Genomic DNA, 13,705 nt, shown 5'->3' with positions numbered 1-13,705 from the left:
TATAAGGTATTAAATTTTGTTTTAATACCTTCGCCGTTTCAATAATAATTTTAAAATTAATAGTGATGGAAACAAAAGATAGCAACGGAAATATTCTTCAAAACGGCGATGCTATTTTACTAATTCAAAATTTAAAAGTAAAAGGATTTTCAAAAGATCTAAAACGAGGTACAGTTGTAAAAAACATCCGTCTGACAGATGATCCGGATGTCATAGAAGGCAAAGTAGAAGGCAGCGTACTGGTTTTAAAAACTTGTTACCAGAAGAATAAGTAAATTTTTATCGCCTCGAATGAATACAAAGAGTTGCCACGAATGCACGAATTAAGGACGAATGGTAATGGGTAATAAAATTTATTCGTCTTTCATTTGTGCATTCGTGGCATTTCTTCTATAGATTAAGTAGTAAATCAATGCAACAATCACACTTCCACCAGTAAGATTTCCTAAAATTACCGGAATTAAATTTTTTGCAAAACCATACCAGGATATTACATCTGTATTTGATAAATCATGATAGGATTCTTTAATTAACATGCCCATAGGAATCAAATACATATTGGCAATGCTGTGTTCATATCCACACGCAACAAATGTTGTAACCGGAAAAACAATTACAAAAATTTTATCGATGATACTTCTTCCGGCCATGGCCATCCAAACAGCCAAACAAACCAGTACATTGCAAAGCATCCCACTAAAAAATGCCTGTTGAAATGAAATGCTGCATTTTGTTATTGCAATTTTTACGTATAATTGACCAATCGCCCCTTCATTCATCTGTGGGTGCTTAGACAAATAAACCAAACAAGCCAATCCGCAGGCCCCGACAAAATTTGATAAACAGACGATTGCCCAATTACGCAGCAACTCTTTCATGCTTAGTTTCCCATCTGCCCATGCCATAACCAGCAAATTGTTTCCAGTAAACAACTCAGCACCGGCAACAATCACCAGAATCAAACCCAATGAAAAAACAAGGCCGGAAAGGAGTCGAGCAATTCCAAAACTTATAGCAGGATCTGATAATATGAGTATATAAAACATGGCTCCCAAACCAATAAAGGCACCTGCCAGAATGCCTAACATCATCATCGAAACTAAAGGAAGTCTTGCTTTAACAACTCCTAAATTTTCAACACGCTCGGCAATTTCCTTTGGTGAAAATGCATCAAAACCATAAATTTCTTTCATAGCTACTTATTTATTCCTCATTTTGTACACATCAAACGTGCATTCATTTGGATGATAAAGAAAATCAAAGCTAAATTTACACGAATATTAATTTAAAACGATTCAGATTATGGCTCATGCTGAAAACATAGATTGGAAACGCATTTTCTCCCTGCATTCCTTGTTGTTTATGGCATTGGGTGTATTCCTCGCTGCAATAGCATTCAAAGGATTTATGATTCCCAACCGTTTTTTGGATGGAGGCGTTACCGGATTATCCATACTATTACATGAATGGTTTCATTTGGATATTAGTATTTTCCTGATTTTATTAAATATCCCTTTTGTTTATATCGGTTACAAGAAAATTGGCAAAACCTTTGCCATTCAAACTTCCATGGCCATCTTACTCATGGTATTTTGTATAAACTTTATAGAAATTCAACCCATTACACACGACAAAGTACTCATTGCACTGTTTGGTGGCTTTTTTATAGGCCTGGGAATTGGATTTGTTATAAAAGCAGGCGGGGTCATTGATGGGATGGAGATTATTGCAGATTACACCAATAAAAAATTAGGACTTTCAACCAGCGAAATTGTCATGTTTATTAATTCTGCTATTATACTTGCTGCAGCATTTACATTTGGAATTGAAGTTGGCATGTATTCCATTTTAACGTATTTCACTGCAATGAAAACATCGGACTATGTAGTGGATGGCTTTGAAGAATATACAGCCATGACTATAATTTCGGCAAAAGACGCAGAAATTAAATCCTGCATTGTAAAAGATTTTGACAAAGCTATTTCAGTTTATAAAGGAGAACGAGGTTACTTGCCAGGAAGTTTTGATATCAAATACGACTGTGAAATCATCGTCACCATTTTAACAAGACTCGAAATTCACCGCATCAAAACGGCCATTCTGGAAATTGATCCGAATGCGTTTTTATATATCTCCTCGATTAAGGAAGTCAAAGGGGGTGTAATTAAACAAAAGTTAAAAAGATAATTAATCAATATCCTGCTGCTAACGGATCTCATTTCCTGTAATATTTTATTACTTTTACAAAACCTATGCCGCTTACGATTACCAATCAGGATATTATCAAGTATTACGATGAATGCGAAAGTGACTACAAACTGCTTTGGCATTTAGGAGAGCAATCTGCCTTGCACTATGGCTTTTGGAAAGAAGATACCCGCTTGCTCCGGGAAGCACTTCGCAATATGAATGATTATGTTTTGGGCATTCTGAATCTGAAACCAGGAAATACATACCTCGATGCCGGTTGCGGCATTGGCGGAACGGCCATGTATGCAAGTTCCCTCTGTAAATGCACAGTCCATGGAATCTCATTAAGTGAAAAACAAATTAATACCGCTAAAACTAAATCCGGATCTAAAAATTTGATTGGTTCCGTTGATTTCTCTGTTCAAGATTTTTGTAACACGTCTTTTGGGTCGGCCACGTTCGATGGGGTCTATGGCATAGAAAGCATTTGCCATGCCTTTGACAAAAAATCCTTTTTTCGTGAAGCACATCGTCTTTTAAAACCAGGCGGGTATTTGGTGGTTGCTGACTTTTTTGAGTCAAAATCCGATATGAACCCGCATGAACAAAACCTCATGGCCAAATGGGCTGAATCCTGGGCTGTTCCCTCTTTTTCCAATTTTGAAAATTTTATTCAGGATGCTGAAAATATTGGCCTGAAACTTGTTGAAAACAACAATATCAGTCAGGCAATCCAAAAAACTGCCCGTAGGCTCTATTATTGTTTTTTTCCAGGACTCATTTGTCACGGATTTTTAAGAATGTTTGGTCTTCGAAAAAAATCACAGGGAAGAAATGTATGGTCAACCTATTATCAATATATAAGCTTACAAAATAAATTGTGGGATTATCGTGTGATGAAATTTGTTAAAAATTAAATGCAACATGGCATCGTTTAGTTTACCAAGCAATCCCAAATTCGAAACCTATAATTGTAAATTTTATGAATTCAAACCACCGGGATTTGAGTTAAAAGTGTTTGCTCAGGTTCTAAAAGAATCAATCCCTTCTTTGGATGATATGGTCTATCTTAAAAACGACTACGAACTGGCTCATGAATTGAGTTCAAGCTCTGCTTTGAAAGCAATTGAAATGGTTCGTTCGGAATCCGGATTTATCATTTACAAAGAATATTTTGATGGAATCCCATTAGAAAGTTATTTGACAAATAAAGAATTTAGCATCCCCTTATTTCTTCAACTCGCCATTCGGATTACTTCGCTTTTAAAAGAATTACACAATAAAAAAATAATTGTAAAGGAATTTACGATTGAAAATATTCTTATTTCACCTGAAAGCCAGGAAATGAGAATTTGTTGTATGGGTTCTTGCAGTAAATTAAGCAGGGAACGCATCGAATACAATTCGGAGTTTAATTATTACGGTCCACTTTGGCACGTTGCCCCAGAACAAACCGGACGCATAGGACGTACCGTTGATTATCGTTCAGATTTTTATTCATTAGGAGTTATCCTCTATCAACTTTTATGCTGGCGAAAACCTTTTAATTACACCGACAGTCTGGAATTAATTCATGCGCACATTGCTAAAAATCCGGTTGAACCAAAAGTAATTCAACAAAGCATCCCGGGTCCGATAAATGACGTCGTCATGAAATTAATGTCCAAAAATGCAGAAGATCGTTATCAAAGCGAAGAGGGCATTTTAGAAGATCTTGAGCATTGCATCCAGGATTGGCAATTGCATGGAAGTATAAAACCTTTTGGTCTTGGTGAAAAAGATCAATCCAGTATTTTTAGTCTCTCAGAAAAAATGTATGGTAGAAATCAAGAACTAAAACAATTGATTTCTGCATGGGACCAAATCAAAGAAAATAAACTTGAATTATTTTTAGTTTCTGGTTATTCCGGAATTGGTAAAACGCGGTTAATTAATGAAATACGCAAACCGGTTCTTGAATCAAACGGCTATTTTATCAGTGGAAAGTTTGATCAGTTTAATCGTGAAACTCCTTACAGCGCTTTTGGAATGGCCTTCAATGGTTTTATCCAACAATTGCTTTCCGAACAAGACGAACAAATCGCATTGTGGAGAAATGCAATTAAAGAAAGTTTGGGTGATCATGTAGGCTTATTGTTGGGAGTGATTCCTGAATTGGGCATTCTGGTTGAAAATCAAGAAGCAATTTATGAAATTAGTCATGCTGAAGGAAAAAAGCGTTTTTACAATGCCTTCGTTCAATTTTTAAATATACTTGAAAACGAAAATCGGACCCTGGCTCTTTTTATAGACGATTTGCAATGGGCAGATTCCGGATCCTTAGAACTTATTCAGCATATTTTAAACAGTTCGCTGAAAAATATCCTTGTAATAGGTGCCTATCGTGACAATGAAGTGGATGAATCACATCCATTAATGATGACCTTAAAAATTCTGGAAAAAGATTACAAAAAGCAAATTATCACCTTGCATTTGACAGATCTTTCTCCATTTGATGTAAATAATTTAATTGCAGATTCATTGCATTTAAATACAAAAATTACAGAGGAGTTATCAAAAGCCATTCTAAGTAAAACCCGGGGAAATCCATTTTTCATCCGGCAGTTTATGGAAAAAATGGTAGATGAAAAAAGAATCTACTACGATCGCAACATCAGGACTTGGCTCTGGGAACTAAAATCAATCCAATCTCTTGATATAACTGAATACGTTGTTGACTTAATTCTTACTAAACTTAAAAAATTAAGCGAACCAGCCCAGGATGTAATTTGTCTTGCAGCGTCTATAGGCAATTCTTTTGATTTTGATACGCTGGTTATAATTTCTGATATGCCAGAAAGTGACGTTGCAGAATTGCTTTGGGAAATTGTTGAAGCAGATTTTATAAATCCGGTTGGACAATGGAGAAAATATCACAGCAACCAGTTATGGAAGGATTTTGCATTAGCTGAAAATTCCAAAACAAATTTCTCATTTCGATTTCAACATGACCGGATTCAGCAAGCTGCATATGCAATGATTCCTGAATCTGAAAAACATGCAACACACCTCCGGATCGGTCGTACGCTCTTAGTGAAAATGCCTGAAGAAGAATTTGAAGAAAATTTATTTGACGTTATCAATCATATAAATATTGGCCGGGATCTTATTGTATCCAAAAATGAAATTCAGGAACTGGCCGGTCTAAATTTAAGAGCTGCCAAAAAGGCATTTCGGAATAACGCAATTCGCCCTGCATTAAATCACTATGCTATCGGCATGGAATTAATGAATGATGACCAAAATTCTGAATTGTTTAAAAATTTATTGATAGGTCGGTCCGAAAGCGAGTATTTATTAGGAAATTACTTTGCTTCAGAGGAATTGTTTAATAAAGCCCTGATTAATTCTGATTCTAAATTAAATCAAGCTGACATTCTTTGTAGAAAAATGGCGCTCTATGAAAACACACAACGCCATGAAAAAGCTTTGGAAGCAGCACAGCAAGGATTAAAATTATTGGGAATGCACCTGCCACTCAATGCAGGTCCGCTAACGGTAATGAAGGAACTGCTTACGGTGAAATTTTTATTGCGCAATAAATCTACTTCTGATTTACTGTTTAATAAGAATATGGAATCTCCTGAAAAAATCATGATGATGAAAATTCTCATGAATTTATGGGGTCCTGTTTATTTATTGCAACGACAAAATTTATTGGCCTTTAAAATTTTGCGGATGGTAAATCTTTCCATCCGATATGGCAATTCAGTTGAATCTTCATTGGCATTTGCATTTTATGGTTATGTTATCAGCGCGCAATTAAAAGATTATAAATCTGGTTACGACTTTGCGAAACTAGGGATGACCCTGAATGAAAAATTCAATGACAAAACCTTACGATCCAAAGTACTGGTAATTGCTGAAGGTTGTGTAGCCCATTGGCAATTGCCATTTTCAAAATATTTGCAAAATTTGCGTGAAGCGCATCAAGTAGGAGTTGAATCCAATGATATCATCTATGCCGGTTATGCCATTACCTTTTTAAATCGAGCGCAATTTTTAATGGGCGAAGCTTTAGACAGTGTCTATGAAAAAATGCTTGGCTACATGCAATTTGCCAACAAAATTCAATCGCTGATTTCGTTGCATCAAATGATGGCCTGGATGCGAATAACAACAGACTTACTCCAAAAACCAGCCACTAAATCCGTTTTTGGGGATTGGGTTGATGATAAAGCACAGGATGCTTTTTATGAGCAATTGCTCATGGAAAAAAATATTCCTTTGACTCTTGTAAATTATACAATAGCAAAATCATTTTACTTTTATATTTTAGCTGACTACAAGCAAGCATTGGCTTTCACCGAACGTTCAGTACCTCATTTGCCTGCTGTCTTGGGTCTTCCGGAATGGCCGGAACATTTTATTATAAATTGTTTATCTTCATTAGCTATTCAATTAGAAGGGCATCCCTTAAGCAAAGCCCAATTAAAAGCATTTAAACAATCTTTTAAATTGCTTGAAGTTTGGGCACACGAATCTCCTTTTAATTACGAATCAAAATATTTACTTGCCCTGGCTGAGTTTCAATTACTCAAAAATAATAAAACAGAAGCAAAACAAAATTTCAATAAAGCCTTGGTGTCTTCTCAAAATGCCGGTATGAAATACATGACCGCCCTTATATATGAGCGGATAGCGGCAATGTATGAACGAGAAAAAGAAACAGAATTAGCAGAGCGAAATTTAAATTTTGCAGTTCTGGAATATCAGGATTGGGGTGCACTGGCAAAAGTACATTCTCTTCAAAGAAGATATTCGTTTCTTGAAGCCAAAACTGCTACAAAAGATGCTGCTAAAAAACCAATCAGCTCAAGTTCTCTTGATCTACAAAGTGTTTTAAGAGCTGCCGCTTCGCTTTCTGAAGAAGTGGTGCTTGAAAAATTACTGGAAAAACTATTGTTGATTGTAATTGAAAATGCTGGTGCACAAAATGGGTATCTGCTGCGTCCAAGAGAAAATAAAATATTTCAGGATGCGAATAGCAAACTGGAAAACAACAATGTGTGCCTTATTAAGTCAATTCCACTTGACGAAGTCAGGGATGTTTCACATGCTATTGTTCGAAAAGTACACAACACACGAACTCCCATTAGCATTGATGATGTAAGGCAAGATCCACTTTATTCAAGTGATAAGGATCTCATTCATTTAAAATCAAAATCCGTTTTATGTTTTCCAATTATGAGTAAAGGGGAAATGACGGCAATTCTTTATTTGGATAATGCTGCAAGCACACATGCATTTACTCGAAATCGTATGGAAATTCTAAATTTACTCAGCGGGCAAATTGCAGTTTCCATTGAAAATGCACAGTTATATCAAAATTTGGAACAAAAAGTATTGGAGCGTACTTCTACTATTGAAAAACAAAAAGTGCTGCTCGAAGATGAAAAGCAAAAAAGTGAGTCTCTCATTTTAAATATTTTACCTGATGAAATTGTTGCAGAATTAAAAAATAATGGAAAATCTAAACCCCGTCGTCATGAAAGCGTAACCATCATGTTTACCGATTTTGAAAAATTTACCATGATGTCTGAAAAATTGACTCCGGAAGAAATTGTTGAAATTGTGGATCATCATTATAAAGGTTTTGATAAAATCATTGAAAAATATAAAATCGAAAAAATTAAAACGATGGGAGATGCTTACATGTGCGTAAGTGGTTTACCCCGTTTCAATGAAGAGCATGCTGCAAATGCAATAAAAGCAGCCATTGAAATTCTAGAATTTGTAAAGGAATATAACCATCAAAGGGAACTTCAAAATTTACCCTACTGCCAAATTCGGATTGGACTCCATACAGGGCCTGTTGTGGCTGGTGTTGTGGGTCTTTATAAATTTGCATACGATATCTGGGGAGATTCCGTCAACACGGCATCCAGAATGCAAAGTGTGGGTGAACCCGGAAAATTAATATTTCATCTACAACGTACGACCTGGTTAAAAATCAATTTGAATGCACCCATCGTGGAAAAATTAAAGTAAAATACAAGGATGAATTAGATATGTACTTTGTTGATGATTCTAAATATTAATACTCAATTTCAAACGGATAAATATGGCAACTTCTAAATGGACCGATGAATTACTGGACCGGATGCGTCATCAAGGCGACCCTTTGGCTGATCGTGCAGCAAAATTGTTATGGGAAAATCGAAACAGCAAAGAAATTCTTGAAGAATTAAGAATCATCAGTCGAAATCACAATGTAAATAATTTAAAAAATGTCAAGCCACTCCTAGACTATTTTCAGGAAACAGAAGATGTTAAAGTGAGCACTGAAGAAATTGAAGCTTTCCGGGTTTCAGCCAAATTATTTAATAATTATGGCTTTCGGTTTTGTGGTTTGTTATTTTTTAAAGCCCTGCCAACAGGATATATGTGTCCAAAACCGGGGCATGTATTAGAAAGTACCAAATTGTTAGTAAATTATGCTGCACGCCGCGTAATGGAAACTGCACAATTTGTATTTGCTGTCAATAATGCAAATTGGTACCAATCCGGAAATCCCGGTTTAGAGTCCATTCAACGCGTGCGTTTAATGCATGCAGGCATGCGTATGGCTCTATTAAACGATTCCAGACCTGATAAGAAATGGAATATGGAATTGGGTGTTCCGATCAACCAGGAAGATCTGTGTTTAACAAATCACCTGTTCTCATTGGCTATGATTGACGGTTTGGATCAAATGGGTGTTCATCTTACTTACGATGAACGCAATGCCATTTTTATAACTTGGCAACGCATAGGCCAAAGTATGGGTATTAGTCCTGAATTGTATTCTAACAACATGGAAGATGGAATGGACCAATTTAAAACCATCCTTAAACGTCAATCCGCTGCTGAAAACCCAGATGGTCCCATCCTGACAAAGGCATTGCTTGAAAGCATGAATGAATTGCTTAGAACCAATATTTCATTAGAACGATTAGAAGACCTAACCATTTATTTTTTAAATGATAAGAGGAGTTGGAGATCACTCGGCATGCATAAACCAACAATATTTGATCGGATTTTTGATGCCGTCGTTCATTTTTTAACCTCACTCAAAATCTGGCAATGGATTTTTAATCATAACAACAGTTCTATAAAAGGGGGATGGTTTACACGAATCATAAATTATTTTTTAGCGAAGCGTTTTAATCTTCAGGAACATTTAAGCCGATATCCAAAAACGAATTTGTTAGAATCCATCACTAAAATAATATTGGTCGAATTGTCAAAAAAGGATTTACAAAATCCCAATCAGCCAGGATCTGGAGATTTGGATACCTTAATTCCTGGTAAAAAATTTTTTATGTCAGACGAGCTTTATAAAGAATGGGATTTAGGTTCCTATGAAATGGATGTCAATCCCAAAGATCTTTAAATTAAAGCAAGACTACAAACGAATCGATTTATAAATAATGAGTAATGCAATATCTAAATGAACATCAGTAAACTAAAAAATTATCTGACAGCTAAACTCAAATCTGAATTGCCAAAGAATCTTAGCTACCATGGTTTACATCATACGATGGAAGTGCTGGATGTTTGCAATCAATACATCAAGAGATTGAACATAAATGCGCAAGATGCATATCTCCTCCGCACAGCTGCCCTCATTCACGATATTGGGATTATGTGGACATACAATGGACATGAAGAAGAATCGGTACGTTACTCAAAAGAAATTTTACCCTCATTTGGATATTCTAAATCAGATCTAATAAAAATTGAGCGAATGATATTAGCTACTCAGATACCTCAAAAACCTAAAAACATCTTGGAAAAAATAATTTGCGATGCGGATCTTGATTATTTAGGTACCAAAAACTTTTATAAAACAGGGGAAACGCTATTCAAAGAATTTATAGCTTATAAGGTAATTGCAAATGAAAAGGAATGGGATGCACTTCAGATTCGTTTTCTTACAAACCATCACTATCATACCGATTTTGCAATAAAAAACAGAGAACCCAAAAAACAAGCTTTTTTAATGGAATTAAAATCAAAGTGGAATATTGCTGAATAAAGAAGAATTACTAAGAGTTATAAATCTAAACTTAATATGATTGAGTAAAGTTTCAGTTTGATTTCGGTTTAAAAATGGAATAATTTTAACTATTGCTTTATAAAAACCTTTGAACTAAATTCGTTTTTACTTTCAGCTTTAACAAAGTAAGGCCCCGGTTTAAAATTATTAACCAGAACAATTATCTGCTCGCCTTCAAAAAATGAATAAAAATCATCAATAATTTTTCCTTCAGCAGATACAATTTGATAGCGAGTTTTTTCAGAACCAGAATGAAGGATTACAATGTAATCGGTTGCGGGATTCGGGTAGATGAATATATTGTCTCTATTGTCCAGTAATTCTTTATTGCTAACCGTTCCGCATCCAGGGACTAAACATCCATCATCGTCGACTCTTAGAAGCCAGGGCATGTAATATGGCTCTTTAAAATTTTCATATGCCAGCCCTTCGAAAGATTGAGCTCCGATAATATAACCTCCACCTGGGAAAGATTTAAGATCGTGTAACCATCCATGATCATATCCATTTCTAATTCTATAATATCTGACCCATTCAATTTGCTTATCATCATTGAGCTTAAAAAAGTTAAGAACATAATGGCTTACCCGAATTGTATCAAAACGATTCAAAGAATCAATATAAGTTATTATTGAATCTGTCTGCCCTAATTGACCACCAATTATAAAACCTTTATTATCATTTGATCTGATGATTTTTTCAAAACTTTTAATATAAGCTTGGGTCATAAATGTATCAAAGTTCAAATCAATATAACCTTGATAGTTAAGATTATCGTCCAATATTTGTAGTACACCATATCCCCTATTAGCATAAGGATATTTCTGTTCATTCCAATTATAGTCTGATGAAAGATAAAACCAATTTTTTGAATCTTGGGCTATATCATATATTTGATTAAATCCAACTTTGGCTAACTTAGTACTATACACTTTATTAATATTTCCCTCTGAATCTAATTTATAAAGCAAGCTTTGATAGCTTCCTCTCCTTCCAACGCCTGAATAGTCATTAAATCCAATACCTGCATAAATATTTCCTATGGAATCAGTATATGTAGAAAAACAATAATTACTGAACGCATTGCCTGGTTCCTTTCCAACAATGGTTTGCCATTTAATTTTACCAGTAGTGTCAATTTTTGTAACTTGAGTTTTATAATTGTATCCTGTCGAATCAATAGCTATACCACTAGCAGTTACTAAACAGCCATCAAGTGTAGCTATCATATTGCCTTGCAAAATATGACCATTGTATATTATACTGTTCCTGATTTCCAAAACTTCTTGCTCTTTACTTATTCGGTTAAATTTTAGAATTGAAACTTCACGAGAAAAATTATGAAAGGAAGTGTAGAATGTTATACCATCCCAAGTATGAATTCCTTCTGGTTCAAAAAAATTATATCTTTCTGAATCTTCTATATGGTAGTATTCTTTTAAATTACCGTTTAGGTCAAAAACGAAAAAAGCACTTCCGTAAATTTCTCTATATGTTGTATCTGCTGAATAGCCAAATGCATAAATGAGTGTGTCAGTTGGGAAAACGGCTTTTAAGTAATTAGGCCAAATATTTAACAACCCTGTACCATCTTCTGACACCGTGTAAACTTTGCTAAAAAACACCTGTGATTGTACTTGAAGGGCGCCAAATAAAATTATATACAAGAATATTTGTTTCATTATCCAAATAAGTAGAAATCAAGACTAATATACGGCATTACCATAAATTACTTTTTTAATTGTCAAAAAATATTATTAAATTATTGGGGATGGATAATAATAACGCTACTGCTTTTGAATAATCAATTTTTCTTCCTGCAACAAGCTTCCTTTCTCATCCGAAATACTAAGTATATAATTTCCCGATATGAGGTCATCTGGAATCATATATATGCATTGCAAACCAAGTTCTGGCTTTAGGTTTGTTTGCTTAATTTTCTGGCCTTGAAGATTGTAAATTGATAGTTTATAATTCTCATTGGATGAAATCCTACTAAGAAGATAAAATTTATCCTGAACTGGATTTGGATAAATTTTAAAAGCCTTTTCTTTGCCATTTTGAATGTCTTCATTCTTTACTATTTCACCACAGCCTGGAACTAAACAACCATCCTTGTCAAGTTGAAGCAACCAAGCTTTAACAACTTGATCCTTAACATCTGAAACTCTTCCGCAAACGATAATGGTATTATGAGGCGAAATGGCTACCTGATAAAAGTTCATCCATAAGGCTCTATCAGTTCCAAATCCAGCAGGAAGATATTTTCTTGTCCATAAACTATCTCCGTTCTTTGTTACCTTAAATAGCAAACCGTACGAATTCTGAGTTCCTTGTTCATTTATATCCCCAGAGGTTACAAAGCTTGTATCAAAAGGTGAATAAGCCATGTGGTTAAGTAAGTATTGAGGATTTTCCATTTTAATTTCTGGATAATCGTAAAATCTTTTTATCCAATAAATTGTATCAAACTCAGGACTGACATGAAAAGCCCAGGGAACGGCTTTTTCTAGCTTTACATCATATTGGTGAGCGCTGATATTAAAAGTTTTGTCGTTATTCCTATAAATAGTATAAGTTTCACCGGAAACTATGCCAATAGGTTGTGAGACATTTAAATCTTTCTTTTTAAGTACTTTTCCAGTACTATCAACATTAATAAAGGTAATTTTTATTAAACCCGTAAGATCTCCATTTCGAATTTCATATGAATCACATATAAGATCATATGTTCCGTCCGATTTTTTCAATCCAATCAGGTATGGTTTGCAAAGGAAATTTTGGTAGACTAAACATCTTCAAGATATTAAAAGAGGAATCCAACTCATAAATATATGCGTAGGCATATTCACCGATGTATGTTTGGAAGCCAATAACACAAGAATTGGTTAACAAATCATATGATAATGCTCTAGGGGCAAAACCTTGATCAAGGCCGTGTGGATGTCTAATAATCTTACTTTGTAGTATAGTTTTAGTTCTAATATTGAATTTTATAATAGTAGGATCTAAATATCTTCTTGATACATCGTTTTCAGTACCTAAAAAGATATAATAAATACTATCACTCACTTTTACCGGTGGGAAAGCTGCTAATAAATATATCTTTGAAAGGGTTGTGTCTTCAAAAAATGAAGTGTTTACCAATTCACCTAAGTAATCAAATTTAGTATAATGGTTTCTAAATTTTAAAACTCCCGGTGTACTTTCATCTTTTTTAACTCCGAAAATATAAATAGAATGAGAATCAACAATCATTGAAATAAATTCTGAAGTTTGTTGATATGCACCAATATCAGGAGTTAAATTAAAAGTTTGATACGCTTGAGAGAAAAGCATATTATTGAAAATTAGATTGAAGATAAAAAACAAATTTTTCATAAGTTATAAAGGTAAGACCAGTCTTGGAAAGCGACTCCAAGACTGGTCTTTATT

General features: G+C 34.6%; 10 protein-coding genes. 6 read left to right on the top strand and 4 right to left on the bottom strand.

The window, feature by feature from the left end; translation table 11 throughout:
- Nucleotides 1–65: 65 nt before the first annotated feature.
- Complete coding sequence (locus tag IPK91_10565) at nt 66–275, top strand: alkylphosphonate utilization protein (protein MBK8297698.1); 210 nt, start codon at nt 66–68, stop codon at nt 273–275.
- A gap of 78 nt (nt 276–353) precedes the next feature.
- On the opposite strand, the gene IPK91_10560 is transcribed toward IPK91_10565, so the two are convergent.
- Nucleotides 354–1,193 carry a formate/nitrite transporter family protein gene (locus tag IPK91_10560; protein ID MBK8297697.1) on the bottom strand — a complete coding sequence of 280 codons (840 nt, stop codon included), beginning with the start codon at nt 1,191–1,193 and terminating at the stop codon, nt 354–356.
- A gap of 109 nt (nt 1,194–1,302) precedes the next feature.
- Between IPK91_10560 and IPK91_10555 the strand changes: the two genes are divergently transcribed.
- From IPK91_10555 to IPK91_10535, 5 genes are all read left to right on the top strand, one after another.
- Nucleotides 1,303–2,187 carry a YitT family protein gene (locus IPK91_10555; GenBank protein ID MBK8297696.1) on the top strand — a complete coding sequence of 295 codons (885 nt, stop codon included), beginning with the start codon at nt 1,303–1,305 and terminating at the stop codon, nt 2,185–2,187.
- 65 nt (nt 2,188–2,252) lie between these two features.
- The gene (locus IPK91_10550) at nt 2,253–3,107 is read left to right on the top strand and encodes a class I SAM-dependent methyltransferase (GenBank protein ID MBK8297695.1); all 855 of its coding nucleotides are present in this window, start codon (nt 2,253–2,255) and stop codon (nt 3,105–3,107) included.
- A 7-nt stretch (nt 3,108–3,114) separates the two neighbouring features.
- Nucleotides 3,115–8,220, top strand: coding sequence for an AAA family ATPase (locus IPK91_10545; GenBank protein MBK8297694.1), 5,106 nt, complete (start codon nt 3,115–3,117; stop codon nt 8,218–8,220).
- Between the two features lie 73 nt (nt 8,221–8,293).
- Nucleotides 8,294–9,604: a DUF2236 domain-containing protein gene (locus IPK91_10540; GenBank protein MBK8297693.1), complete on the top strand. Its 1,311-nt coding sequence runs from the start codon at nt 8,294–8,296 to the stop codon at nt 9,602–9,604.
- 57 nt (nt 9,605–9,661) lie between these two features.
- Nucleotides 9,662–10,249: an HD domain-containing protein gene (locus IPK91_10535; GenBank protein ID MBK8297692.1), complete on the top strand. Its 588-nt coding sequence runs from the start codon at nt 9,662–9,664 to the stop codon at nt 10,247–10,249.
- Between the two features lie 89 nt (nt 10,250–10,338).
- On the opposite strand, the gene IPK91_10530 is transcribed toward IPK91_10535, so the two are convergent.
- The 3 genes from IPK91_10530 to IPK91_10520 form a co-directional block, all read right to left on the bottom strand.
- Entirely contained in the window at nt 10,339–11,952 is a 1,614-nt protein-coding gene (locus tag IPK91_10530; protein MBK8297691.1) for a T9SS type A sorting domain-containing protein, read from the bottom strand.
- 105 nt (nt 11,953–12,057) lie between these two features.
- Entirely contained in the window at nt 12,058–13,020 is a 963-nt protein-coding gene (locus IPK91_10525; protein MBK8297690.1) for a T9SS type A sorting domain-containing protein, read from the bottom strand.
- Nucleotides 12,995–13,651, bottom strand: a complete 657-nt coding sequence (locus IPK91_10520; GenBank protein ID MBK8297689.1) for a hypothetical protein — start codon at nt 13,649–13,651, stop codon at nt 12,995–12,997. The genes IPK91_10525 and IPK91_10520 overlap by 26 nt, the downstream gene beginning before the upstream one ends.
- Nucleotides 13,652–13,705: the final 54 nt, after the last annotated feature.

This window comes from Saprospiraceae bacterium, from assembly GCA_016712145.1.
In the GTDB taxonomy this organism is placed as follows: domain Bacteria; phylum Bacteroidota; class Bacteroidia; order Chitinophagales; family Saprospiraceae; genus Vicinibacter.
Note: the sequence above shows the minus strand (reverse complement) of the source record. Positions and strands in the feature narration are given on the sequence as shown.

Excerpts from the sequence above, each read along its gene's own strand:
- IPK91_10520 (MBK8297689.1), bottom strand. The coding sequence starts at position 13,651 with ATGAAAAATTTGTTTTTTATCTTCAATCTAATTTTCAATAATATGCTT.
- IPK91_10530 (MBK8297691.1), bottom strand. The coding sequence starts at position 11,952 with ATGAAACAAATATTCTTGTATATAATTTTATTTGGCGCCCTTCAAGTA.
- IPK91_10560 (MBK8297697.1), bottom strand. The coding sequence starts at position 1,193 with ATGAAAGAAATTTATGGTTTTGATGCATTTTCACCAAAGGAAATTGCC.
- IPK91_10540 (MBK8297693.1), top strand. The coding sequence starts at position 8,294 with ATGGCAACTTCTAAATGGACCGATGAATTACTGGACCGGATGCGTCAT.
- IPK91_10545 (MBK8297694.1), top strand. The coding sequence starts at position 3,115 with ATGGCATCGTTTAGTTTACCAAGCAATCCCAAATTCGAAACCTATAAT.
- IPK91_10550 (MBK8297695.1), top strand. The coding sequence starts at position 2,253 with ATGCCGCTTACGATTACCAATCAGGATATTATCAAGTATTACGATGAA.
- IPK91_10565 (MBK8297698.1), top strand. The coding sequence starts at position 66 with ATGGAAACAAAAGATAGCAACGGAAATATTCTTCAAAACGGCGATGCT.
- IPK91_10535 (MBK8297692.1), top strand. The coding sequence starts at position 9,662 with ATGAACATCAGTAAACTAAAAAATTATCTGACAGCTAAACTCAAATCT.
- IPK91_10555 (MBK8297696.1), top strand. The coding sequence starts at position 1,303 with ATGGCTCATGCTGAAAACATAGATTGGAAACGCATTTTCTCCCTGCAT.